This is a genomic window from Archangium sp. (assembly GCF_057119385.1).
The window spans coordinates 38,584-62,727 of record NZ_DBNGVP010000151.1 but is presented as its reverse complement, the minus strand read 5'-3'; the positions used below and the strand labels follow the sequence as shown (position 1 = coordinate 62,727).

Below are 24,144 nucleotides of genomic sequence, written 5' to 3'. Positions count from 1 at the left end.
GGTGCTGGAGGGGCACCGTTGAGTATCCAAACCGGGGGGAGGGGCATGGCCCTCGTGGCTTCCACCTGCCCAGCCGTGCTATGTCTTCTAATCGATGGCTGGCGACGAAACCCGAGTAACCAAGATCTCCTCGATCAAGGAACTGGCGACCCCCGTCGAGGCTGAATGCTGCATCGTTCAGATCCACGGACCGGAGCTCGGCAAGAAGTACGCGCTCCAGGAGACCGAGTTCACCATCGGGCGGGAAGAGGGCAACCACATCGTGGTGGACCTCGACAACGTGTCGCGCAGGCACGCGATGATCATCCGCAAGCAGGGGCGGATGTTCGTCAAGGACCTGGCCTCCACCAACGGCACCTACCTGAACGATCAGGAGGTGACGCAGGAGACGCCGCTGCGCTCGGGCGATCTCATCAAGGTGGGAGGGTCCATCTTCAAGTTCCTCACCGGTGACAACGTGGAGCTGCAGTACCACGAGACCATCTACACGCTGACGATCGTGGATGGGCTCACCGGGGTGAACAACAAGCGTTACTTCCTCGAGTACCTGGAGAGGGAGATGGGGAGGTGCCACCGGTACGGGCGCCCCCTGACGCTGATGATGTTCGACATCGACTTCTTCAAGAAGATCAACGACGTGCACGGGCACCTGGCGGGGGACTACGTGCTGCGCGAGCTGTCGCAGACCATCAAGCGGATGGTGCGCAAGGAGCAGTGCTTCGCGCGCTACGGCGGCGAGGAGTTCGCGCTGGTGGTGCCCGAGGACGGCCTGGAGAAGGCGCGCATCTTCGCGGAGAAGATCCGCCAGACGATCGAGAAGAAGCAGTTCGTCTTCGAGAACCAGGACATTCCGGTCACCCTGTCGCTGGGCGTGGCGGACATGACGCCGGACATGGTGGAGCCGCTGCAGTTCATCAAGGTGGCCGACGCCAACCTGTACAAGGCGAAGAAGACGGGCCGGAACAGGGTGGTCTGGTAACAGCAGAAGGCCGCCGTCAGCACTGCTCCCTCAGCACTGCACCCTCAGCTCTGCTCCCTCTCCCTTCGGGAGAGGGGAAATGGGCTCAGGTCCCCTCGCGAAGCTCCTCGAGCCGGCCCTTGGTGCCCGGCAGGTGCCCCGGCGCCATCCGCGTGAACAGGTACTGCACCGTGTCGTGCAGCGTCTGGTGGACGTCCCGGGCCTTGAAGCCCAGCTCGCGCTCGGCCTTCGAGGCGTCCAGCCAGAACCAGTGCTCGCCGATGTCCACTTCCTGCGGGTCCAACGCGGGCTTCGTCCCGCGCCACTTCGCCACCTGCTCCAGCACCTTGGCCCCGAGCACGTTCACCTTCGAGGGCAGCCGCAGCCGCGGCGCCGCCACGCCCGACAGGCGCTCCAGGCGCTCGAAGAAGTCCGGCATGGACATGTTCACTCCCATCAGGTGGCGCCCGTACACCTCGCCCCGCGTCAGCGCGTTCGCGAACGCCTCCGCCGCGTCGCGCACGTCCACGAAGCTCATGCCGCCCCCGGGCATGGCCGGCAGCTCGCCCTGCAGGAACTTCATCACCGTCCACGTGGAGCTCAGCCGCTCATCCCCCGGGCCCATCAGCAGGCTCGGGTTGAGCACCACCAGGGGAATGGCGTGCTGGCGGCAGTACTCCAGCGCGAGCTTCTCCTCGTAGATCTTCGACAGGTAGTACGGCCAGCGTCCCACCACCTTGATGGGGAAGCCGTCGTCCTCGGTGCCGACGCGCTCCTCCTTGGACACGGCGATGGTGCCCGAGGTGGAGGCGAGGATGACGCGCTGGACGCCGGACTCGCGCACGTCGCGCAGCAGCTCGCGCGTGGCGTCCACGTGCAGCTCGTACATGCGCCGCGCGTCCTTGTCCTGGAAGGAGACGAGCCCCGCCAGGTGGTAGACGGCCTGCACGCCCTCGAGCGCGCGCCGCACCACCTCGCGGTTCTTCAGGTCTCCCGGGACGTACTCCGCCTTGTCGAAGCCCGGGCCGGCCGGCTTGGAGCGGCCGATGATGCGCACCTCATGGCCCGCGGCGACGAGCCGCGGCACCAGGTGCGCGCCCAGGAAACCGGTGCCTCCGGTGACGAGCAGCTTCAAGACTCACTCCCTCCCGAGGACAGCGCGCGGCGCTGCTCCTCGACCGTCGCCGATTCATCGAAGCTCAGCACGCGGCCGGCTGCCAGCGCCTGGATGGAGTCCTCCGCCAGCCGGGTGGCGTAGCGGTAGCTCTCCGAGCGCGCCATGCCCTGCGTCTTGGCGCGCAGCATCTCGTACGTGAGCGCGGGGCCGATGTGGGCCTCCAGCTCGCGGGACTTGGGCACCATGCGGCCCTTGGGCAGGGCCTCGAAGGCGCCCTTGAGGTAGATGGGCAGCACGTCCACCCCGTAGGTGAGCGCCAGGTAGCCCAGCGTGGGCTTGAACTCGAGCAGCTCGCCCGTCACCGAGCGCGTGCCCTCGGGGAAGATGAGCAGGTTGAAGCCCTGGCGGAGCGCGTTGCCGGCCAGCCGCAGCGACTCGCGCAGCGAGCCGTGCCGGTCCATGGGGATGAGGTCCGTGAAGTTCTCGAAGTACGCGCGCTTGAGCGGCGTATCGAAGAAGTAGTCCCGGGCCGCCAGCGTGGTGAGCCGCTGTCCCTGCTCGTCGAGCACCACCTTCACGAGCCCCATGTCCAGGTGGCTCGTGTGGTTGGCGATGACGAGGAAGTTGCGGTTCATGGGGATGAAGGGCTTGCCCGTCACCTTCACGTCGAAGAGGCCGCCGAAGATGGCCTGCTGGCCCAGCCGCACCAGCTGCCGGCCCACCGAGACGAGGGGCTCGGGCACGGGGATCTCCACCTCCTCGGCCTTCTCGGTCTCGCGGGAGATGTCCTTGGCGCGCGTCTCCATGGCGGGGCGGCGGCCGCTGGCCACCACCAGCTTGCGCAGGTCCTCCACCGTCTGCACGTGCGTCAGGTCATTCACCGCGGGCAGCGGCACGCCGGCCTGCTCCAGGGCCACGGACAGCTCGGTGAGCATCAGCGAGTCCAGGCCCAGGTCCACGGAGAGGCGTGACTCGGGGCGGATCTCGGAGAGGGGCTTGTTCACCACCTCGGCGATGAGCGGGTAGAGCCAGTCGGAGACGCCGCCGGTGCTCTGCACCTTCTCGCGGGCCTTCTCGCCCGAGGAGGCCAGCTTCTCCAGGCGCTTGAGCTCCTCCACCACCACCTTGCGCTTCACCTTGCGCGACGAGGTGCGCGGCAGCTCGCCGTCCCAGAAGCGCAGCACCTTCACGCGGCGGTAGAAGGGCATCTCCTGGCCCGTCTTGCGGAAGTGCTCCTCCAGCTCGCGGCGCACCTCCTCGCGGGGCCGGTCCTTGTAGTCCGGCACGCACAGGCAGGCGACCTTCTCGCCACCGGCCTCGTCCGGCAGGCCGACGATGGACAGCTCCTTGATGTGCGTGTGGGGGCCGTAGACCTCCTCGAGCTCGTCCGGGTACACGTTCTTCCCGTTGGCGTCGATGATGACGTCCTTCTTGCGGCCCATCAGGTACAGGCGGCCCTCGGAGTCGATGCGCCCCAGGTCCCCCGTGTACAGCCAGCCCTCCTTGAGGACGGCGTCGGTGGACTCCTTGTCGCCGAAGTAGCCGGCCATGACGTTGGGGCCGCGGGCGAGCACCTCGCCGATGCCATCGTTGTCCGGATCCAGGATCTTCAGCTCGACGCCCGGCAGCGCCTTGCCCACCGTGCCGGGCAGACGCTTGTTGACGTTCGTCTCGGAGACGGTGAGCACCGGGGAGGCCTCGGTGAGACCGTAGCCCTCGATGATGTTGAAGCCGAGCTGGTGGAAGGCCTTGTGCACGTCATCCGGCAGCGCCGAGCCGCCGGACACGAGGAACTTGATCTTCCCGCCGAACTTGCGGTGCACGGGCCAGAAGAGCAGCTTGCCCAGGTTGAGGCTGCTGCGGTTGCGCAGCTCGCCGTGGGCGGACATGAGCGTCTTGAGCGCCTGCTCCACCATGGGCGGCCGGCTGGCCATCTCCTGCGTCACCTTGCGGTGCAGCAGCTGCCAGAGCGCGGGCACGCCGATCATCGCCGTCACGCGGCCCGACTCGAACACCTCGCCCAGCCGGTCCGAGGTGAGCTCGTCGATGTACGTAATCTCCGTGCCCCGAGAGAAGGGCGTGAGGAAGCCGGCGGAGAACTCGAAGGTGTGGTGCAGCGGGAGCACGGAGAGGACGGAGTCGCCCATGCCCACGTTGAAGGCACCCGCCAGCTTCGCGATGAGGGAGGCGAAGTTGCGGTGGGTGAGCATCACGCCCTTGGGCGTGCCCGTGGTGCCCGAGGTGAAGATGAGGCTGGCCACGTCGTCCGCGGCGGCCGTGCGGCGCACCGGGCCGATGGCGTCCGGGTACGCCGGGTCCCCACTCATCGCCTCGGCCATGCTGGCCACGCGCGTGGCCAGGCCCGCGCCCGTGAACGCGGCCTCCAGGCCCGGCAGGTCCTTGGCGGCCTCCTCGGTGAGCAGGATGAACTTCGCCTCGGCGCGCCGGGCGATGTTGACGATCTCCGTCTCGGTGAGGCTCGGGTCCACGGGGACGGCGGTGCCGCCCGCGCGGAGAATCCCGAAGTAGCAGACGGGCCACTCGGGGCGGTTCTCGCCCAGCAGCATCACCCGCTCGCCGCGCTTGACGCCTTCCTTCAGGAGGAAGCTGCCCACGCGGTTGGCGTAGCGGTTGACCTCGCCGTAGGTGAGGCGCTCCTCCTTCTCGTCCGCGGCGTAGCGGAAGGCCACCCGGTGGCGCCACGCGTTGACGCTCGCCTCGAGCATCTCCAGCAAGTCCCGGCTGGCGGGGATGACGGTGCGCTTCTTCGTCTCCTCCTCCAGGCCGGGGAACACCCACTTCTCCAGGCCGGGCAGGTGGGTGTCGAGGAAGTAGACGCGCCAGTCGATCATCTCCGGGGCCCAGGGGATGCGGACCCGGTCATGGTGCGCCATGCGCGCGTACACCGAGCGCGTGTTGTCGCAGCGGAAGACGTAGCGGTTGTCGTAGAGGAAGGGGAGGAAGAGCTCGATGAGGCCCACCAGGCTCAGGGCCTGGTTCTCCACCTCGTCCAGCGTCTCCCTGGCCTTCTCCAGCGCGGCCTGCACGCGGGGGGCGCCCCAGGCCGGCTTCACCTCGTCGATGACCTGCTTGAGGAAGCGGGCGCCCTTGACGAACATGGGGGCGCTGAGGTTCTCGAACACCGCGCGGCTCACCGGCACGGGCTCGATGCGCGAGCGCACCTCGTTCATCAGCGCGTTGCCCGTCTCCTTGCTGCGGTAGTAGCGGCGGCGGTACAGGCCCACCAGCTCGATGGAGCGGCTGGCGTAGAAGGGATTCACGTCACCCGAGGCCAGGTTGTAGACGCGCCGCTCCTCCACCTGCATGCAGTGGGCGGTGATGCCGATGGTGGCGCCGGCCACGTGGTCCACCGGGATGATGTCCAGGATGGCCTTGTCCCCGGCGGGGATGTTGCGGTGGCCCTTGATGCCGGCGAAGGCCAGCGGCGCCGAGGTGGTGAAGCCCTCGTTCCACCCGGGGAAGGGGAAGTGCTGGGCGGACTCGACGACGGAGGGCCGGACGATGGCGTAGCGCAGGCCCGGGGTGCTGGCCATGACCTGCTCGCCCAGGCTCTTGGTGTACGTGTACGTGTTGGGCCAGCCCCAGTGCTGCGCGCGCTCCATGCCGGCGCGCACCAGCTCGCCGGTGAGCCACAGCTTGCGCTCGCGGCCCATGGCCAGCCGCAGCGTCTTCTCGTCCGTGGCGTCGCGGCCCTCCTGCTCCAGCCGCTCCAGCGCCTTCTTGCGGAAGGTGGACGCCAGCGCCTTGTCATCCGCCTGCTCGCGCAGCCGGGCGACGATCTTCTCCGCGTCCGCCAGCTCCTGCTCCAGGCTGAAGTCGCGCCCGTCCATGTCCTCGCGGCGCGGGAAGTAGCCCACCACCTCCTCGTCCTCGAAGACGAGCCCGCTGCGGTTGCCCGCCACGAAGGCCGTGGACATGTGGATGAGGGGCACGTTCCACTGGAGCGCCAGCTCCACGGTGTACTTCACGCCGTGGGTGTTGACGTTGAGGCCCACCTCCAGCGACGGGTTGAAGGACACCAGGCCCGCGCAGTTGATGATGGCGTGCACCTTGCCGGTGAGCCCATCCGCCTGCTCCGGGGTGAGGCCCATGAGCGGATCGGTGATGTCGCCGTCGAGCACCTCCACCTTGCGGCGGATGAACTCGATGGCGCCCTGCTCGCCATAGGTGTCGCGCAGCGGCTGGAAGGGCTCGCTGGTGGCCACCTTGTCGTAGAAGCGCCGCTCGGCGGAGGGGGCACTGCCCTTGCGCACCAGCACATAGAGCTTGTCCAGCGTCTCGCCGTAGCGCGACAGGAGCATGGACAGGGTGACCTTGCCCACGAAGCCGGTAGAGCCCGCGAACAGCAGGCGCTTGCCGGTGAAGACCTCGGTGACGTTCAGCTCGGAAACACTCATCGTGGGGAGCCCAGGGGGTTACTTCACGTCGACCATGACGGTGGGGGCGATGCGCAGCAGGCTGATGCTGGCCGAGCGGCCCATGAAGCCGCGCGCCTCCTCGATGGCCTCGGTGAGGGTGTCGGTACGGTCCCAGCCGAGCAGGGCCGGGACGTGGTTGTTCTCCCCGCCCGCGAGGATGACCTTGCCCACGTGCTGGCGGCCGTTCTCGCCCCAGTACCACATGTAGAGCGGGTGCACGCCGTGGTAGGCGTTGCCCTTGCGGTACAGGTGCACGTAGCTGGGGTTCTCCGCGAACTCGCGCTCGTACTTCTGCTCGATCTGCACGGCGTCGCGCGTTTCAGGCAGCACGCGGTTGAAGAACTCGATGTAGCTGGGGTGCTGGACGGGGTCGAACTCGTCGAAGGCCGGGTGGGTGAGGATGAGCACGCCGCCCTTCTTCACCAGCGGCACGCCGCGGTTGAGGTTGAAGAAGTAGCCCAGCCCCATCACCTGCACCAGCAGCGGGTTGAGCATGGAGTTGACGCTGTAGGGCGAGACGAACGGGATGGGGAAGATGACGATGTCGCTCTGCCCCTGCACCGGCACCACGTACTGCTGCCAGCTCTTCTCCAGCGTCTTGGCGTGGGTGGGCTCGGTGGCTCCGGCGAACACGCCCGTCACGTCATAGGGCGCGGGGATGGAGTTGAGCACCTTGCGCGCCGCCGCCCGCGGCATCTTGGACAGCGCGTAGCGCATGGCCTGGAACTTCAGCCGGTCCCCCTCGGTGTAGTCCTCCTCCTTCTTGTGGAGGAAGTCCACGCCGGGGCCGAACATGCGGTTGTTCAGCGACGTCTCGATGTGGAACACCTTGAGGTGCTTGTCGATGGCCCGGCCGATCCGCTCGTTGCGCCGGTACAGCTCGCTGTGTCCCGGCTCCATGTAGCTCTTGGACTCGCGGATCGTCTTCGGGTTGTGGTGCGCCCGGAGGCTGGCGTAGTTGGCCACACCGGTGCCCATGGACTTGTGCCCGCCGTTCATGGGCACGAAGTTCACGTTCACGTAGACGATGAGATCGCTCTCGGCCACGCGCCGGTTGACGGCCACCACGTGCGAGCCGCACGGCGTGCGCTCCAGCTCCACGATGCCGTCGGGATCCTCGGCGTCATGGTTGTAGTAGCGGTCCGGGTAGAAGGCGTCGTGGATCTTCTGTCCCACCATGCGCCGCATCTCGCCTTCCGTCATGCGGCGGTGCAGGGCGTTGGCGATGACGAGGTGGACGTCATCCACGCCCGAGTCGGCGCACAGCTCCAGCACCACCTCGAGGATGGACTGGCGCACGTCCGGCGTGGCCATGGGCGGCAGCGGGACGGAGATGTCGTCGATGACGCAGGTGAGCTTCATCCCGGGGCGGAGCAGGGCGTGCAGCGGCTCCATGCCCTCGGGGTGGTTGATGGCCCAGCGGATGGCGGCCTTCACGTTGGGCACACCGGCCAGGGGCGGCCGGGGGAAGATGACCCGGGTGCCCACGGGCAGGTCCTCGAGGAGGAAGTTCTCCCCGTAGAAGAGCGCCCGCGGGGGGCTGCCCTTCTCGGTGATGACCACCTGGCTTTCCTCGTCGTAGAGCTTCTGGAGCGTCTTGAGCGGGCGCATGTCGTACGGAACTTTCGGTTACTTGAGGTCGAGGATGGGCCAGTTGTAGGCCCGGGCGATGGAACGCAGGCGCATGTCCGGATTGACGGCCGTGGGGCGGCCCACCACGGACAGCATGGCGTAGTCGGAGGCGCTGTCGGAGTAGCCATGGCACTGGTCCAGCGCCAGGCCCTCCCGGACACAGTAGGAGCGGATGGCGTTGGCCTTGTTCGCTCCCTCGATGATGGGGGGAATGACCTTGCCGGTGGCCTTGCCGCCCACGAACTGCATCTTGTTGGCGATCATGTCGTCGGCGCCCAGGTAGCGGGCCAGCGGGCGCATGCTGAAGTCCAGCGCTCCGGTGACGAGCACGATGCGGCAGCCGACGCGGCGCGCCTGGTCGATGAGGTCGCGCGTCTGCTCGTAGATGGCCGGCTTGAGGACGTCCTCGAACATGTCCTCGGCCACGGAGATGAGGCGGTCCTCGGACAGGCCGGCGTAGTAGCGGTAGAAGAACTCGTTGAACGTCTTCCGGTCCAACGCATCCATGGCCGCGAAGAGGGGCACACTGGCGGCGGTGGCCAGGGTCCTCCCCGCGATGCCCAGGAGGGAGCCCCGGTTCATGGCGTAGTAGGCGTAGACGTGGACGACGTTGGTCTTAATCAGCGTCCCGTCGACATCGTAGAAGGCGGCTTTCGCGGGCATGGGCAAGGCGGGCTTCCTGACACCGGAGTCCGGCGTGTGTCAACCGCGCGATAACGCCCGGAATTCGCTGAAGGAGCGAGGGGCTGGTGCGAAGGCCGCTATGCGGTGCGGGCGAGCAATCCCCGTGTCATGCGGGCTTCTGAGGGGCATGAGCCCGGCGCGCCCGCGCATGCGGACGTGGGGCGAGCAGGCGCGTGGGGGTGGATGGGAGCCCATGCGCGTGGAGGGCCCCTGCGCGCCCATGGCGCCGGCCTGAGGACTGGTGCTCTGGGTCACTCGTCGTCGACTACGAGTGAAGCCTGTCTAATATGTAGGATTGATGTTGATTCACTCGTAGTCGGCTACGAGTAAGGGGGTGGGGAGGCGTCCAAGCCTTCCGGGTCATCGGCGGCCCGCCAGGCGGGGTCCGCGATGGAGGTTCAGACTTCCTCGTCGGGCAGGAGCGTCCGGAGGAACTCGTCGTCGGGGCCGAGCGGGCGCCAACCGGGTGGTGGCGGCGAGGCGAGGAGCGTATCGCCGGCCTGGTCGACGCGCTTCTCATGGGATGCTGGGGTGAAGCTGGCCCACATGGCGAGTACCTGGGCAACCGTGAAACGGGATGGGTCATCCAACACGGCGGGCCAACCATCCGGGAGATGTTGAGACAAGAGGCGCACAAGAACATCGCGCACGAAACGTGTGACCTGCTTGCGCCGCTCCGCTTCGGTCAGCAACCCGCGCAACACCTGCACTCCGGCGACGTCGTCCTCTCCCAGCTCGTCGGCGAGCGCATGCAACGAGACGGCGGGGCGAGCCTCGGCGAAGGCGGTGAGGGAGTCGAAACCACGCTCGCGGACCCGCTCATACAACCGGGTCATCCAGTTGCCCTGCCAGGCTCCCCCTTCCGACATGGTCATCTCCCGGGAACGAAGTTCATCGGGATTTTATACAGCCTCATGTACTCCGCGACGAGCTTCAGGATCTCGCTCTGCGTCAACGTATGGCCCGCCCTGGTTTCGGCTCGTTGCAGTGCCTTCATGATCATCTGGTTCCATTCGCCGGGCCACATGCGTCCCAGGCGCCAGTCACCACCTCCATGAATGGCCTGGTGGCTCGCCAGTTCCATCTCGACGCAGAACTGGTCGATGCTCATGTCGCCGGTGAAGCCGCGTTTCTCGAACCACTCGCGGAACTCTTGTGGCAGCACGTGGTGCCGTGGCGGATCGGCCATGCCGGCCCCCGCTCTGCCCGTCACCCTCATGGCCCGCACCTCGGGCCCATCGCCCAGCGCTTCGCGCACGCCCCTGGGCAGCTCGTCGTACGCCTCGGCCATCATCACCTGGCCGGCGTGAATCCGCACCGCGGCGCTGACGGCGGGCAGCGAGATGACACCCGCCCGCACCAGCTGGCGCATCATCTCCACCCACTCGGCGGAGACGACCATCCGCGTGCCCATCATCACGCCGTTGGAGCCCATCACGAGCCCCACACCCAGCGTGGCGGAAGTGGCGGGTCCCAACATCCGGGGCAGTACCATCTTCATCGCCGAGCCCAGGGCCACCGATTCGAGGAGATCCTTCACCAGCAATATCTTCTGGAGGTTTTCCCCCGACTCGAGCACGCGCTTACGGGTCGCGGCGAACTCGCCGGTGAGGTGGCCGATGAGCGCGGGAAGGTCGGCCGCCGCGGCCTCGGCCTGTCCTGGCTCCCCGGAGGCGAGGGCCGTCATGGCGGGACCGAGCATCGTGCGCAAGCGCTCCAGCTGCACGAGCAGCCGCTCCACGCTGTAGGACGGGTGCTGCGCGAGCACCACGTCGGCGAGGGTGAGGAAGTCGAGCCAGACGGCGAGCAGCATGGCGCCCATCATGGCGGACTGGAGGCGGGGGCCGCCGAGGCGCAAGAGCGCCCGCTGCATGTCCGGGTCCTCCATCTCCGAGGCCAGGGCGGACAGCCGGGTGGCGGCGGCGAGCTCGGCGTCCATCCATCGCAGTTGCTGGGTGCCGTATTGCACGAAGGGAACGAACAGCTCGGGGTAGTGGCCAGCAATGCCCCGCTTGCTGGCCTCGAGTCTGGACAGCTCACCGGACATGAGGCGGGTGGAGGTGGTCACGTCGCCCAAGGCCCGGACGAACGCCAGGTGGGCCGCCAGGGCCTCCTGCCGCGCGGGCTCCACCGCCGTCACCGCTTCACGGGCGCCCTGGCGGCGGTGTTGCCGTTGCGACGTCCCGGCCTCCAGCACCAGGGAGGGCGTCTCCTCCTCGCGAGGTGAGTAACGCAGGTTCTTCCCCCGGCCAGGAGGGGGCGTCCAGGACGCGCAGCTGGTGGACAGCAGGGCCAGGGCAAGCAGAAGGACCGCCCACCGGGGACGTGGCCGCATCGGGGTCATCAGTGCCTCCGAGAGAGGACTCCGACTCTAGCGGGCGCTCCGACCTCCGGGCGGCTGGACGGCACGGCGTTGGTGCTCCAGCCACCGCTGCTCCGCGTCACGAGGCCACCCGCTCAGCCGGGAGGCGCTTGCTCCAGGCGCTCGAAGAGGGCGCGGGCCCGTGCGACTCCTTCCTCCGGATTGAGCGCGAGGTACCAGTAGCGCTCCAGCTCGATGGCACCCTGGCGCAATTGCATGAGGCCCTGGGTCTTGTGCTCGGCGATGGCCCAGTCCACCACGATGTTGTAGTCGAGCCTGTCCCTGAAGCCGAACCGGCGCGTGCGGTCGAACTCGAACACGGCGCCCGGGCGCACGTCCGCGAGCGGATGGCCCGGCACGCCGGAGTAGGTGAAGCCCTCGGCCTCCGGGATGGGGAAGCCCTGACGGTTCTGCTCGGCCACCTCGCGGTTGCGCGTGTGGCCGGTGGCTCCGAGCACCAGCGGCCGCTCGTGCGGCGCCAGTCCGGCCACCACCTCCAGCGCGAGCAGCGCCGCGTCCCGGTGGTGGGCATGCGTGTGGGGCAGCGGCAGCATCACGAAGGCGAAGTCGTAGCGGCCCTGGAGCAACCGCTCGCGCAGCCCGCGGCGGATGAAGTCCGTGTCCCAGCCCTCGCCCACGGGCGCGTCCGCGGCCAGCGTGTAGCCGGGATCCGGCTGGTCCAGGAAGGTGCACTCGCGCAGCCCGAGGATGCGGGCCGCGGCGCGGAGCTCCTGCTCGCGGATGCGCGGCAGGTGGACGCGCGCGACGGCCGGGTCCGTGAGCTTCAATCCATACAGGGGCTCGGCCAGCGTGGCGGTCCGGTAGCCTCCCTCGCCCCGCGTGAAGACCACCAGGTCCACCTGCGCTCCGAGCGAGCGGGAGAGCTTGTACACCGCGCCGCCGAAGAGCGTCTCGTCGTCCGGGTGGGCCGTGACGAGCAACAGCCGCGGAGGGCCTGAAGGGGGAGGGGGGTGCACGGCGCGAGCAGACCGGAGCCCCCGGGCCCGGTCAAGCCTCACAGCCAGCCGCGTTCCTTGTACCAGTGCGCGCTGCGGCGGATGGAGTCGGCCACGTCGCGCGTGGCGCGGAAGCCCAGCACCCGCTCGGCCTTGGCGCTCGAGCACGTCCAGGCGGGGACGAGCAGCTGCCGCGCGAACTTCCGGTTGAGGGGCAGGCGGCGGCCCGTCACCCGCGACACTCCATCCGCCACCGTGGCCAGCGCCGTCAGCACGGCCGGCGACACCCGAAGTGTTCGCGGTTGGACGCCCAGTGCCTCGGCCACCAGTCCCTGCAATTCTTCCAGGGTGAGGGGCTGGGGGTGACCTATGAAGAAGGCTTCCCCGAGGGCCTCGTCCCGCTCGGCCAGCAGCAGCAGCAGGTCCGCCACGTCCTGCACGTCCACCAGCGTCAGTGGACGGGGGCCCCCGCCCAGTTGCAGCCGCAGGCCCCGCGCCACCAGCTTGAAGAGGACGAGGTTCTCCTGGTCCCCCGGCCCCACGATGCGGGGCGGGCGCAGCACCGTCACCGGCAGCCGGTCCGCGTACGAGAAGGCGATGCGCTCGGACTCGGCCTTGCTCTCGCCGTACCACTCGGCGGGTTGAAGCGGATCCTCTTCGATTCTCGGCCTTTGCGGCGTGGAGGGCCCCGAGGCGCCCAGCGAGCTGACCAGCACCAGGCGGGGCCGGGTGCCGGTGGCCACCATGGCCTCGCAGACGTTGCGCGTCCCCTCGGCGTTGACGCGCATGAAGTCCTCCCGCGTCGCGGCGCGGCGGAGGCCCGCCAGGTGGAAGACCACGTCCCGGCCCCGCACGGCGCGGACGAGGCTGGATGCGTCCGTCACATCTCCGTCCAGCCTCTCGTAGCCCGACCCGATCAGACCCGAGACGTCACTTCCGGGACGCACGAGACATGTTGCTACATGTCCCCGCGCGAGCAGTGCGCGCACCAACCAGGAGCCCAGGAAACCGTTCGCGCCAGTGACGAGTGTGTTCAACATGGTGTGCCTTCCCCGAGAAAACACTCTTCCCTTCCGAGGGAGAAACACTATTTTCCCCTGGGCCCTCAGAGGGAAAAATGCAGCGGAGGGCTGATTTTCGGCCTCGGGCGTGTTACGACGCGCCCGACGGCTCAGGGTGTGAACCAGCCGTGCAACGCCCCCGGACACTCGAACAGGGGGAGGAGATCCGAACGAAATGGCCGCCAAGAAGACCACCGCCGCGAAGAAGGCTCCTGCCGCCAAGAAGGCTCCCGCCGCCAAGAAGGCCGCTGGCCGTAAGCCCAACGCGGCCTTCATGAAGGAGATGACGCCGTCCCCCGCCCTGGCGGAGATCGTCGGCAACAAGCCGATTCCCCGCACCCAGGTCGTCAGCAAGATCTGGGACTACATCAAGAAGAACAACCTCCAGGACGCGAAGAACAAGCGGCAGATCAACGCCGACGACAAGCTCAAGCCCATCTTCGGTGGCAAGAAGTCCGTCACCATGTTCGAGATGACGGCGCTGGTGAACAAGAACCTCACCTGATCCGCTTCGACGGCCGCCGCCGTCCCGGAGGGCTCGCCACTCGAGTGGCGGGCCCTCTGCGCTTTCAGGAGGACAACCTCCAGGAGAGCAAGCGCCCGGAGAGCGTTGGATAGCGTGCGGATGGGCGTCTGGGTGGTGGTCAGATGGCCGCGTCGGTCCTACGACTGAGCCCATATGCGACTCGAAGGTTCGGCTGTGTCGGGTGGAGACGCGGGGCAGGTGGGGGGAGAGGCGCTGGCCGGGAAGCTGTATGGACGCGTGCGCGAGGAGTTGCTGGCGCGGGCCACCCCGCTGTCCACCTACCGGTTGCAGCTGCATAAGGGCTTTCCCTTCCGCGTGGCCCGCGAGGTGGTGCCCTACCTGGCCCGGCTGGGGGTGACGGACGTCTACTGCTCGCCCTACCTAAAGGCCAGTCCGGGCAGCACCCACGGCTATGACTGCGTGGACCACAAGCAGCTCAACCCGGAGGTGGGCTCGCCCGAGGAGCACGCGGCCTTCTGCTCCACCGTGCGCGAGCACGGGCTGGGCCAGGTGCTGGACGTTGTGCCCAACCACATGGGCATCGAGACGTTCAACCCGCTCTGGTTCGACGTGCTGGAGAACGGCCCGTCCTCCGTGTACGCGCGCTTCTTCGACATCGACTGGACCCCGGTGAAGGACGAGCTGGAGGGCAAGGTCCTCCTGCCCGTGCTGGGAGACCAGTACGGCGTGGTGCTCGAGCGTGGGGAGCTGAAGCTGGGCTACCGCGATGGGGCCTTCTCCATCCACTACTACGACCGGCTGCTCCCGTTGGCTCCCCGACAGTATGGGCGGGTGCTGGGCCGCGACCTGGAGGCGCTGGAGGCCCGGCTCGGGTCCGAGCACGGGCATCTCATCGAGCTGCACTCCATCCTCACCGCCATCAGCCACCTGCCTCCGCGCACGGAGACCGAGCGTCCCCGCATCATCGAGCGCAACCGGGAGAAGGAGGTCATCAAGCGCCGGCTGGCGGCGCTCGCCGGAGCCAGCCGCGAGGTGGCCGCCCACATCGAGGCCAACGTGAAGTCCTTCAACGGCACTCCGGGCGACCCGCGCTCCTTCGATGCGCTGGACGAGCTGCTCTCGGGGTGCAGCTACCGGCTGGCCCACTGGCGCGTGGCGGGGGAGGAGATCAACTACCGCCGGTTCTTCGACATCAACGGGCTGGCGGCCATCCGCGTGGAGGATCCGGACGTCTTCACCGAGGCCCACCAGCGCATCTTCGAGTGGCTGCGCCAGGGCTGCATCACCGGGCTGCGAATCGACCACCCGGACGGGCTCTACGACCCGACGGCCTACTTCCTCAACCTGCAGGAGCAGTTCTTCGTGGAGCGGGCGCGGGCCCTGTTCGACGCCGAGCACGCGAACCGGGCGGAGCTGTGGCCGGAGGTGGAGCGGCGGCTGCGCGAGCGCTGGCAGGCGGAGGCGGGGGCCCACGTGGACTCGCCGCTGCGCAAGGCGCTCTACGTGGTGGTGGAGAAGATTCAAGGCGGCCGCGAGCGCATTCCCGAGGCCTGGGCGGTGCACGGCACCACGGGCTACCGCTTCGCCAACGCGGTGGGCGGCGTCTTCGTGAACCCGGACTCCGAGGGGCCCCTGACGGAGGCCTACCAGCGCTTCATCGGCGAGGCGCCCCACTTCGAGGAGCTGGTCTACGAGAAGAAGCGCCTCATCCTGCGCGACTTCATGTCGAGCGAGCTGAACATGCTCGCGCACCGGCTCAACCGCATCTCGGAGATGAACCGGCGCTCGCGGGACTTCACGCTCAACAGCCTGCGGCGGGCGCTCTCGGAGTTCATCGCGCTCTTCCCCGTGTACCGCACCTACGTGGATGACTGGCGCCCGGAGCTGGACGAGCGCGACGTGCGCTACATCCGGGACACGCTGCGTCATGCCAAGGCGCGCAACGCCACCCTCAACGCCTCCATCTTCGACTTCCTGGGGGACGTGCTGCTGCGCCGCTACCCGGAGCACCTGGGGCCGCACGAGCGCGCGGAGATGCTCGCCTTCACCATGAAGGTGCAGCAGCTCACGGGCCCGGTCATGGCCAAGGGGCTGGAGGACACCGTCTTCTACGTCTACCACCGGCTCGACTCGCTCAACGAGGTGGGTGGGGAGCCGGAGAACTTCGGCACCACGGTGGACATCTTCCACGCCCGCAACCAGGAGCGCGCCGCGCACTGGCCGGCGAGCATGCTCACCACCAGCACCCACGACACCAAGCGCAGCGAGGACGTGCGCGCGCGCATCAACGTCCTCGCCGAGCTGCCCGGCGAGTGGCGCCAGCGGGTGGAGCGCTGGTCCCGGCTCACGCGCACCCACCGCCTGGAGCGGCCCGAGGGCCCCTCGCCCTCGCTCAACGACGAGTACCTCTTCTACCAGACGGTGGTGGGCGCCTGGCCCATGGGTCCGTCCCTCTACCCCGAGGGGCTCGCGGAGTTCCGCGGCCGCATCCGCGACTACATGCTCAAGGCCATCAAGGAGGCCAAGGTCCGCACCTCGTGGACCAACCCGGATCCGGCCTACGAGGAGGGCATGTCGAACTTCGTGGAGGCCTGCCTGGACGAGGGCAGGAGCCGCGCCTTCCTCGAGGACCTCCAGGCCTTCAAGCGCCGCATCGAGCGGGCCGGCCAGCACAACGCGCTCGGGCAGCTGCTGCTGAAGCTGGGCTCGCCCGGGGTGGTGGACACCTACCAGGGCTGCGAGCTGTGGGACCTGTCCCTGGTGGACCCGGACAACCGCCGGCCGGTGGACTACGGCGTCCGGGCCCGGCTGCTGGAGGCGCTGGACCGGGAGGCCGCGGCGGACCGGCTGGCCCTGTGCTCCCGGCTGATGGCGGACATGGACGATGGCCGTATCAAGCTCTTCGTCCTGGCCGAGGGCCTGCGCCTGCGTCAGCGCCAGAAGGCCCTCTTCTGCCGGGGTGGGTACCGGGCGCTCCACGCGGTGGGCCCCCGCGCGGACGCGGTGGTGGCCTTCGCCCGCGAGCACGAGCAGTCCGCCGTCATTTGCGCCGCACCGCGCTATACCCTCTCCGCCCTGGAGTCCCCCGGGGGCTTCGCGGGGGCCCATGAAGAAACGTCCCTGGATCTGCCCGAGTCCTATGCGAGCATGACGTTCCGGGACGTTTTCACCGGCCGGGAAGTGCGGCCGGGGCGACGGGAGGGTGGCGCGGTGCTGCCCCTCGCGCCGCTACTGGCGGGCTTCCCGCTGGTGCTGTTGGAGAGGAGCGATGGATGAAGCGGACGGAGGTGCTACCAGGCAAGCCGTATCCCCTGGGCGCCACGTACCTTGGTAACGGAGTCAACTTCGCCGTCTTCAGCGAGCATGCGCGGAAGATAGAAGTGTGTCTCTTCGATGCGGACAACCCCGCGCGCGAGCTGCGCCGCTACGTGCTGCCCGAGCACACCGAGCACGTGTGGCACGGCTTCATCCCGGGGGTGCAGACCGGCACGCTCTACGGCTTCCGCGCCCATGGGGCCTACGAGCCCCGGCGCGGCATGCGCTTCAACCCGCACAAGCTGCTGGTGGACCCGTACGCGCGCGCCCTGCACGGGCAGGTGGACTTCTCCGCCCCCGTCTACGCCTACGAGCTCGGCGCGGAGGAGCAGGATCTCGCCTTCGACATCCGCGACAGCGCCGCCGGGGTCCCCAAGGCGGTGGTGCTCACCGATGACTTCGACTGGGACGGCGACAGCTCTCCCGCCGTGCCCCTGCACCGCACGCTCCTCTACGAGGCCCACGTGAAGGGCCTCACCAAGCTGCACCCCGACATCCCCGAGCACCAGCGCGGCACCTACGCCGCCCTGGGCCACCCCGCCCTCATCGAGCACCTGCGCAGGCTGGGCGTCACCGCCCTGGAGCTGCTCCCCATCCACACCCACGTGGACGAGCCCTTCCTCGTCAACAAGGGCTTCACCAACTACTGGGGCTACAGCACCCTGGGCTACTTCTCCCCGGACGCGCGCTTCAGCTCCTCCGGCTCGCGCGGCGGCCAGGTCGCCGAGTTCAAGTCCATGGTGAAGGCGCTCCACCGCGCCGGCATCGAGGTCATCCTCGACGTCGTCTACAACCACACCTGCGAGGGCAACCACCTCGGGCCCACCCTGTCCTTCAAGGGCCTGGACAACACCGCCTACTACCGGTTGCTGGAGAAGGATCCGCGCTACTACCAGGACTTCACCGGCACGGGGAACTCGTGGAACGCCACCCACCCCTACGCGCTCAAGCTCGTCATGGACAGCCTGCGCTATTGGGTGGAGGTGATGCACGTGGACGGGTTCCGCTTCGACCTGGCCACCACCCTGGGCCGCGACCGGCACGGCTACGACACCCGCGCCGCCTTCTTCCAGATGGTGCACCAGGACCCCGTCCTCAGCCGGGTGAAGCTCATCGCCGAGCCCTGGGACGTGGGCGACTTCGGCTACCAGGTGGGCAACTTCCCCGTCCTCTGGAGCGAGTGGAACGGCAAGTACCGCGACACCATCCGCCGCTACTGGAAGGGCGATGACCGCCAGGCCGCGGAGATCGGCTACCGGCTCACCGGCTCCTCGGACCTGTACGCCCTGGGCGGCCGCAAGCCCACCGCCAGCGTCAACTTCATCACCGCCCACGACGGCTTCACCCTGCACGACCTCGTCACCTACAGCCAGAAGCACAACGAGGCCAACCTCGAGGAGAACCGGGACGGCGCCAACGACAACCACTCGTGGAACTGCGGCGTCGAGGGCGAGACCAGGGACCCCGAAATCAACGCCCTGCGCGAGCAGCAGAAGCGCAACTTCCTGGCCACGCTCTTCCTGTCCCAGGGCGTGCCCATGCTCCTGGCCGGCGACGAGATGGGCCGCACCCAGAAGGGCAACAACAACGCCTACTGCCAGGACAACGCCCTGTCCTGGGTGGACTGGAACCTCACCGAGTCCCAGCGCAAGCTGCTCGACTTCACCCGCCGCCTCAGCCGCCTGCGCCGCGAGCAGCCCGTGCTCACCAAGCGCAAGTTCTTCCGCGGCTCGCGCCTGTGGGACAGCGAGCTCAAGGACCTGGCCTGGTTCCGCCCCGACGGCCAGGAGATGAAGAAGGAGGACTGGGAGAAGCCCTATGTGCGCTCCGTCTCCTTCCTGCTCGGCGGCGATGCCATCGTCACCCCGGACGACGAGGGCCACCGCATCGTCGGAGACACACTCCTGGTGCTGATGAACGCCCACCACGAGCCCATCACCTTCCAGCTCCCGGCCATCGAGTGGGGCGCGGACTGGGAGGAGGTGGTGGACACCGGCGAGTCCCGCGTGACGCTGCACACCCATACCCCCGCGGGCGGCTCGGTGATGGTGGCGGGACGCGCCCTGGTGGTGCTGCGCCGCCCGGCCACGGACGAGGCGCTCCGGCGGGAGTAGAACCCCAGGAGTATCAAGGGTGTCGACGGCGGCCCCCCCTGCCCGTTATAGGGGGGTCCGTGAATACTCAAAGCGCGCTCTGGTTGGGCTTCAACCTCTTCGTCGTCGCCATGCTGGCGCTCGACCTGGGGGTCTTCCACCGCAAGGAGCATGCGGTGTCGCCCAAGGAGGCCGGGGCCTGGACGGGCGTGTGGATCACCATCAGCCTGCTCTTCTGCGGTGGCCTGTTCTTCTTCGGCTACTGGAACCGCGAGCAGGCCCTGCAGTGGGTGACGGCCTACGTCGTCGAGTATTCGCTCTCCGTCGACAACCTCTTCGTCTTCCTGATGGTGTTCTCCTACTTCCGGGTCGTCCCGGAGGTGCAACACCGGGTGCTCTTCTGGGGCATCGTCGGCGCCTTCATCATGCGCGCGGTGCTCATCATCACCGGCACCGCGCTCGTGCAGCGCTTCCACTGGCTGCTCTACATCTTCGGCGCCTTCCTCGTCTTCACCGCGTTGAAGATGGCCTTCTCCAAGGACGATGACGCCGCCGACCCCGAGCAGACGCTCATCGTCCGGCTGGCCCGGCGCATGCTCCCGGTGGCCCGCCAGGGCGAGGGCAGCAGCTTCTTCACGGTGGAGGACGGCCGCACCAAGGTGACGCCGCTCTTCCTGGTGCTGCTGGTGGTGGAGGCCACGGATCTGCTCTTCGCCCTGGACTCCATCCCCGCCGTGCTCGGCATCAGCCAGGACGCCTTCATCGTCTACACGTCCAACGTGTGCGCCATCCTCGGCCTGCGCTCGCTCTTCTTCGTGGTGTCGAGCCTCATGGACAAGTTCCACCTGCTGAAGATGGGCCTGGCCGTCATCCTCGGCTTCGTGGGCACGAAGATGCTCATCACCTTCTTCGACATCCACGTCTCCATCGGCGTGTCGCTGGGTGTCATCGGCGGGGTGCTGCTGGCCTCCATCATCGCCTCGCTCATCTGGCCCAAGGCCGCCGAGGAGCCCGGAGTGCCCACCGGCGCGGCCCAGCCGGAGCGGGACCGGGAAGGGGCGAAGCCCTGAGTGTTTGATGGGCCGGTTCGTTTGGCTTGCTTCCGGGCGGGGAGGCGGCCAATTGTGGGGCATGTCCTCCGTCATCACCGAAGGCATCCGCGTCACCGTGAAGCCCACGTTCTGGCCGGAGCGCAGCGCCCCTGATTCCCACCAGTACGCCTTCATGTACACGGTGGAGATCGTCAACACGGGCGGCGAGCCCGCCCAGCTGCGCAGCCGCCATTGGATCATCACCGACGCCACGGGAAAGGTGGAGGAGGTGAGGGGAGACGGCGTCGTCGGCAAGCAGCCGCGTCTGGCCCCCGGCGAGCGCTTCGAGTACACGAGCTGGGCCCAGCTCCGCACCCCGTTCGGCTCCATGCGGGGCTCCTACACGATGGAGCGCCCCGACGGCCGCCAGTTCGAGGCACGGATAGGCGAGTTCGCCCTCACACAGCCCCACTCCCTGCACTGACTGTCATGGCACGCAAGGGACTCCTCCTGGTCAACCTGGGCACTCCGGATGCCCCCCACACCGGCCCCGTCCGCCGCTACCTGCGCGAGTTCCTCAGTGATCCGCGCGTGGTGGACATCCACCCCGTGGGCCGCTGGTTCCTGCTCAACCTCATCATCCTCCCGTTCCGCTCGCCCAAGAGCGCGCACGCCTACCGCACCATCTGGACGGAGCAGGGCTCGCCGCTGATGGTGCACTCCAAGGCCCTGACGGCGGCGGTGACGGAGCGGCTCTCCGGCGAGTACGAGGTGGAGCTGGCCATGCGCTACGGCAACCCGTCCCTGCCGGACGCGGTGGCGCGGCTGCGGGCCAGGGGCGTCACGGAGTTCACCGTGCTGCCCCTCTATCCGCAGGAGGCCGCGTCCTCCTCGGGCTCGTCCCTGGCGCGCACCTACGAGGTGCTCTCCGAGCCCTGGGACGTGCCCAACGTGCGCGCGGTGCCGGCCTTCCACTCGCACCCGGCCTTCCTGGACGCCTACACCGAGGTGGCGCGCCCCGTCATCTCCGGCCTGCGGGCGGATCACGTCCTCTTCAGCTTCCACGGCGTGCCCGAGCGCCACATCCGCAAGAGCGATCCCTCGGGGAAGCACTGCCTGGCCTTTCAGGGGTGCTGTGACGTGCTCACCGACGCCAACCGCCACTGCTACCGGGCCCAGTGTTTCGCCACGGCGCGAGGCCTGGCCAGCCGGTTGGGGCTGGGCCCCGAGGGCTGGAGCGTGTCCTTCCAGTCCCGCCTGGGGCGCACGCCGTGGGTGCAGCCGTACACGGACGTGGTGCTGCCGGAGCTGGCCGCGCGCGGGGTGAAGCGTCTGGCGGTGATGTGCCCGGCCTTCGTCGCCGACTGCCTGGAGACGCTGGAGGAGGTGGCCATGCGCGGGCGCGAGCAGTTCCTCGCGAGCGGGGGAGAGGACTTCCAGCTCGTCCCCTCGCTCAACGCGCACCCCGCCTGGGTGGACACCGTGGTGCGGCTGGTGCGCGAGTCGGAGGCGGCGGCTACTTCTTCGCCTGCGGCTGCAGCAGCTCGGGAGGCACCGGGTCGAGTGGGGTGAGGCGCAGCGTGCGCTCGCCCTCGGGTGAACCGGGCAGGGTGGTGCCCTCGGTGCGCGTGGTGAGCGTGGCCTCCCAGGAGCGCCAGCGGCCCGCCTTCACGAGGAACTCGCCCCGGCCCTTCACCCGCATCTCGGCGAGGACGGACGGCTCGCCCTGGGCGGACTCGTCCTCGTCCCCGTCCTCGGGGCCCTCGGGCTTCGCCGCCGCGGCCTTCGCCGCCGCCGCCTTGAGGCTGGCCCGGGTGGCGCGCACCTCCCCGGAGAGGCTCTCGGACAGGTCGTACTCGAGCGTCGCCACCTGCTCCCCGTTCTCGCCGGGAGTGAGCGCGGTGAGCTTCACCTGGTTGCGCCGCTCGGCCTTCTTCTCCACGAAGCCCTGCACGGCGCCCATGTCCACCAGGTCCGTTCCCAGCGCCCAGGTGGCCTCCGGGCCCACCGGGTCCCTCGGCAGCTCCAGCACCAGCGCCGCCAGGTTGCGCAGCGGCCCGGCCAGTCCGTCCATCACGAAGCCGCGCTCGCTCATGGTGCCCTGGTCCGCCTCGCCCGCTCCCTGCGGGACGATGCGGAAGGCGTAGTCCCCCGCCTCGGTCTTCTGCAGCACGAAGATGGCGTCCGCCGCGCTCGGGCTGGCCTCGTCGGCCTGGGGCTCCTTGTCCTTCTTGCCCTTCTTGCTCTTGGGGGCCGGATCCGGGGCGGCGGAGGACGAGGTGGTGGTGAGGCGGAAGGCGGTGGGCGCGTCGAGCTTCCAGCGCAGCACCACCTTGGACGGGTCGGGCGGTGGCTCGGCGGCGACGGGCTTGGGGGCCTCGGCCTTCTTCGCCGGGGTGGCGGGCATGTCCGCCGGACGGGGGATGGGGGTCATCGCGCCGACGGGCTCCTCCTTGCAGGCGGAGGTCAGGCTGAGGGCGGCGAGCAGGCCGAGGGTGCGCCGGTTCAAGAAACGACTCCTGGTCATGGAAGCGGGGACTCCGGTCTTCAGTGTTCAGGAGTGTACGGCAGTGGGGCGGGAGGTTGAAGCGAGGGCTTGAGGGGGAGGGGGCGAGCAGCCGGGGGTACCGCCTGCATGGCCGTGGGAGGGGGTGGGAGAAGTAGGGGCGGAGGGGGAGACTCCGGGAGTCCGGTATGCTACTTCCCAGGTCATGCCCTCCCGAAACGAGCCCTGCCCTTGCGGTAGTGGACAGAAGTACAAGCGATGTTGTCTGGGGGAGTTCCGGCGCGCCGCCGCCCTGCTCCCCCCTTCACCCCCGCGCCGGGGACGGCCCGCCGGGGTGGATGAGGTCACCGCCGAGGCTGCCGTGCTGGCCGAGGACGTGCTGTGTTCCCCCGATCGCCTGGAGCGGATGTCCGACGGGATGGGGCTGCTGCGGGAGATGTTCCAACCGGACGGGCCGCTGGCGTCCCTGCGCTGGTCCTGGGACGAGCTCGTCCCGGTCATCGAGCGGCACATCCACCGGGTGACGGAGGAGGTGGAGGACATGGAGGAGCGCAGGGCGCTGCTGTTCGCCCGCTGTGCTCCGGAGCTGCTGGAGCCCGAGCGCGTGGAGCGCTTCGACCAGGGGTTTCGCCGGGCGTTGATGGCGCCGGGGCGGACGCTGGAGGAGCGGCGCGCCCTGGCCATGGCGGTGTTGGAGATGCACGGGGTTCCCCGCCATCCGCCGTATACCTATAAGCGGCACCACTCGATCGCGTGGTTGATGATGGACCAGGTCACCGAGTGGGCGCAGCGCCGCACGCGCGTGAACGCGGCCGTGGCCCAGGCCCACGGGGTGCGGCCCGGCGAACGGAAGGGGCCCTGGATGAGCCCGGCGTTCCTGCGGCATGCCCTGGAGCCCTCCGAGGAGCTGATGGCCACCTTGCAGGAGGTGGCGGACGCCGATCCGGAGTTCATGGAGCTGATGGAGAAGTACGAGGCGTCGCTGCTGCTGTCCATCCTCGACGGCCGGACGCCGGAGGTGCTGCATGGCGAGGAGTGGGTGTGGGTGACGGTGGTGTTGCGCGAGCCGCTGCGGGTGGGGCCGGAGGGGACGGCGCCCCCGGTGGATGTGGAGGCCCTGCTGGGCAGGCTCGACGAGGAGGTGAGGCAGTCGGTGCTGGCGCGGGTGGACGCGGCCAGCCGGGATCGCTCGTCGCCGCCGGAGGCGCAGCAGTGGTTCGAGTGGGCGTACAAGGTGCTGCTGATGCGTCCGCTGGCCTTCTTCGGGGCGTTCGCGAAGGCACGGGTGGCGCCCTTGCGCGAGCGCTTCGAGGGAGAGGCGGCGCTGGTGGATGACCTGCTGCGGCGTGAGCGGTGGCGCGCGGAGGACCTGGAGCCGTACCGGCTGAACCTGGCGGCGCGCGGAGCACACGGGGCCGAGCAGCGCGTGCGGCGGCTCCAGGGCCTGTTGCGCGGGGAGGCGCCCGCGCCGGGCTCGCGCATGCGGGTGTGAGCCACGGAGGG

General features: G+C 68.8%; 17 protein-coding genes and 1 pseudogene. 9 read left to right on the top strand and 9 right to left on the bottom strand.

The features are described 5' to 3' along the window. Positions 1-94: 94 nt before the first annotated feature. Positions 95-979: a GGDEF domain-containing protein gene (locus AC16DP_RS35605; RefSeq protein ID WP_329734860.1), complete on the top strand. Its 885-nt coding sequence runs from the start codon at positions 95-97 to the stop codon at positions 977-979. Between the two features lie 85 nt (positions 980-1,064). Here the strand turns inward: AC16DP_RS35605 and AC16DP_RS35600 are convergent, their stop codons facing one another. The 8 genes from AC16DP_RS35600 to AC16DP_RS35565 form a co-directional block, all read right to left on the bottom strand. After that, the gene (locus AC16DP_RS35600) at positions 1,065-2,093 is read right to left on the bottom strand and encodes an NAD-dependent epimerase/dehydratase family protein (protein WP_329734859.1); all 1,029 of its coding nucleotides are present in this window, start codon (positions 2,091-2,093) and stop codon (positions 1,065-1,067) included. Then, positions 2,090-6,493, bottom strand: a complete 4,404-nt coding sequence (locus AC16DP_RS35595; protein WP_329734858.1) for an AMP-binding protein — start codon at positions 6,491-6,493, stop codon at positions 2,090-2,092. Before AC16DP_RS35595 ends, AC16DP_RS35600 begins: the two co-directional genes overlap by 4 nt. Before the next feature lie 18 nt (positions 6,494-6,511). Then, on the bottom strand, positions 6,512-8,125 hold the full coding sequence (gene larAH, locus AC16DP_RS35590) for an NPN-dependent hydroxyacid isomerase, LarAH14/15/16 family (RefSeq protein WP_329734857.1): 1,614 nt from the start codon (positions 8,123-8,125) through the stop codon (positions 6,512-6,514). Between the two features lie 18 nt (positions 8,126-8,143). Further along, positions 8,144-8,809 (bottom strand): HAD family hydrolase, encoded by a 666-nt coding sequence (locus AC16DP_RS35585; protein ID WP_043394327.1) that lies wholly within the window; start codon positions 8,807-8,809, stop codon positions 8,144-8,146. 419 nt (positions 8,810-9,228) lie between these two features. Beyond that, on the bottom strand, positions 9,229-9,699 hold the full coding sequence (locus tag AC16DP_RS35580) for an NUDIX hydrolase (RefSeq protein ID WP_329734856.1): 471 nt from the start codon (positions 9,697-9,699) through the stop codon (positions 9,229-9,231). A gap of 2 nt (positions 9,700-9,701) precedes the next feature. Beyond that, the gene (locus tag AC16DP_RS35575; RefSeq protein ID WP_329734855.1) at positions 9,702-11,165 is read right to left on the bottom strand and encodes a DUF2380 domain-containing protein; all 1,464 of its coding nucleotides are present in this window, start codon (positions 11,163-11,165) and stop codon (positions 9,702-9,704) included. 122 nt (positions 11,166-11,287) lie between these two features. Further along, positions 11,288-12,169 (bottom strand): PIG-L family deacetylase, encoded by an 882-nt coding sequence (locus AC16DP_RS35570; RefSeq protein ID WP_329734854.1) that lies wholly within the window; start codon positions 12,167-12,169, stop codon positions 11,288-11,290. A gap of 38 nt (positions 12,170-12,207) precedes the next feature. Beyond that, the gene (locus AC16DP_RS35565) at positions 12,208-13,185 is read right to left on the bottom strand and encodes an NAD-dependent epimerase/dehydratase family protein (protein ID WP_329734882.1); all 978 of its coding nucleotides are present in this window, start codon (positions 13,183-13,185) and stop codon (positions 12,208-12,210) included. Positions 13,186-13,384: 199 nt separating this feature from the next. Between AC16DP_RS35565 and AC16DP_RS35560 the strand changes: the two genes are divergently transcribed. The 6 genes from AC16DP_RS35560 to hemH all read left to right on the top strand — a co-directional run bounded on the left by AC16DP_RS35560 (position 13,385) and on the right by hemH (position 21,707). Further along, positions 13,385-13,714 (top strand): SWIB/MDM2 domain-containing protein, encoded by a 330-nt coding sequence (locus tag AC16DP_RS35560; RefSeq protein ID WP_047856007.1) that lies wholly within the window; start codon positions 13,385-13,387, stop codon positions 13,712-13,714. A gap of 174 nt (positions 13,715-13,888) precedes the next feature. Then, positions 13,889-16,972, top strand: a complete 3,084-nt coding sequence (gene treY / locus AC16DP_RS35555; protein WP_329734853.1) for a malto-oligosyltrehalose synthase — start codon at positions 13,889-13,891, stop codon at positions 16,970-16,972. Next, on the top strand, positions 16,969-19,125 hold the full coding sequence (glgX, locus tag AC16DP_RS35550; RefSeq protein WP_329734852.1) for a glycogen debranching protein GlgX: 2,157 nt from the start codon (positions 16,969-16,971) through the stop codon (positions 19,123-19,125). Before treY ends, glgX begins: the two co-directional genes overlap by 4 nt. A gap of 59 nt (positions 19,126-19,184) precedes the next feature. Next, a complete protein-coding gene (locus AC16DP_RS35545; RefSeq protein ID WP_329734851.1) occupies positions 19,185-20,174 on the top strand; it encodes a TerC family protein in 990 nt (329 codons plus the stop codon). Positions 20,175-20,235: 61 nt separating this feature from the next. After that, positions 20,236-20,619 carry a Co2+/Mg2+ efflux protein ApaG gene (gene apaG / locus AC16DP_RS35540; RefSeq protein ID WP_329734850.1) on the top strand — a complete coding sequence of 128 codons (384 nt, stop codon included), beginning with the start codon at positions 20,236-20,238 and terminating at the stop codon, positions 20,617-20,619. 5 nt (positions 20,620-20,624) lie between these two features. Continuing rightward, positions 20,625-21,707 carry a ferrochelatase gene (gene hemH / locus AC16DP_RS35535; protein ID WP_329734849.1) on the top strand — a complete coding sequence of 361 codons (1,083 nt, stop codon included), beginning with the start codon at positions 20,625-20,627 and terminating at the stop codon, positions 21,705-21,707. On the opposite strand, the gene AC16DP_RS35530 is transcribed toward hemH, so the two are convergent. Next, positions 21,652-22,644, bottom strand: coding sequence for a hypothetical protein (locus AC16DP_RS35530; RefSeq protein ID WP_329734848.1), 993 nt, complete (start codon positions 22,642-22,644; stop codon positions 21,652-21,654). The genes hemH and AC16DP_RS35530 overlap by 56 nt on opposite strands. Positions 22,645-22,846: 202 nt before the next feature. On the opposite strand from AC16DP_RS35530, the pseudogene AC16DP_RS35525 reads away from it, so the two are divergent. Further along, positions 22,847-22,909: pseudogene (locus AC16DP_RS35525) on the top strand (SEC-C metal-binding domain-containing protein); the annotation flags it as partial. A gap of 66 nt (positions 22,910-22,975) precedes the next feature. Beyond that, positions 22,976-24,133: a hypothetical protein gene (locus AC16DP_RS35520; RefSeq protein ID WP_329734883.1), complete on the top strand. Its 1,158-nt coding sequence runs from the start codon at positions 22,976-22,978 to the stop codon at positions 24,131-24,133. Positions 24,134-24,144: the final 11 nt, after the last annotated feature.

Bases quoted from the DNA above. Each gene is read 5' to 3' on its own strand.
- AC16DP_RS35605 (WP_329734860.1), top strand. From the start codon at position 95: ATGGCTGGCGACGAAACCCGAGTAACCAAGATCTCCTCGATCAAGGAA.
- AC16DP_RS35595 (WP_329734858.1), bottom strand. From the start codon at position 6,493: ATGAGTGTTTCCGAGCTGAACGTCACCGAGGTCTTCACCGGCAAGCGC.
- larAH (WP_329734857.1), bottom strand. From the start codon at position 8,125: ATGCGCCCGCTCAAGACGCTCCAGAAGCTCTACGACGAGGAAAGCCAG.
- AC16DP_RS35585 (WP_043394327.1), bottom strand. From the start codon at position 8,809: ATGCCCGCGAAAGCCGCCTTCTACGATGTCGACGGGACGCTGATTAAG.
- AC16DP_RS35580 (WP_329734856.1), bottom strand. From the start codon at position 9,699: ATGTCGGAAGGGGGAGCCTGGCAGGGCAACTGGATGACCCGGTTGTAT.
- AC16DP_RS35575 (WP_329734855.1), bottom strand. From the start codon at position 11,165: ATGCGGCCACGTCCCCGGTGGGCGGTCCTTCTGCTTGCCCTGGCCCTG.
- AC16DP_RS35560 (WP_047856007.1), top strand. From the start codon at position 13,385: ATGGCCGCCAAGAAGACCACCGCCGCGAAGAAGGCTCCTGCCGCCAAG.
- treY (WP_329734853.1), top strand. From the start codon at position 13,889: ATGCGACTCGAAGGTTCGGCTGTGTCGGGTGGAGACGCGGGGCAGGTG.
- glgX (WP_329734852.1), top strand. From the start codon at position 16,969: ATGAAGCGGACGGAGGTGCTACCAGGCAAGCCGTATCCCCTGGGCGCC.
- apaG (WP_329734850.1), top strand. From the start codon at position 20,236: ATGTCCTCCGTCATCACCGAAGGCATCCGCGTCACCGTGAAGCCCACG.
- hemH (WP_329734849.1), top strand. From the start codon at position 20,625: ATGGCACGCAAGGGACTCCTCCTGGTCAACCTGGGCACTCCGGATGCC.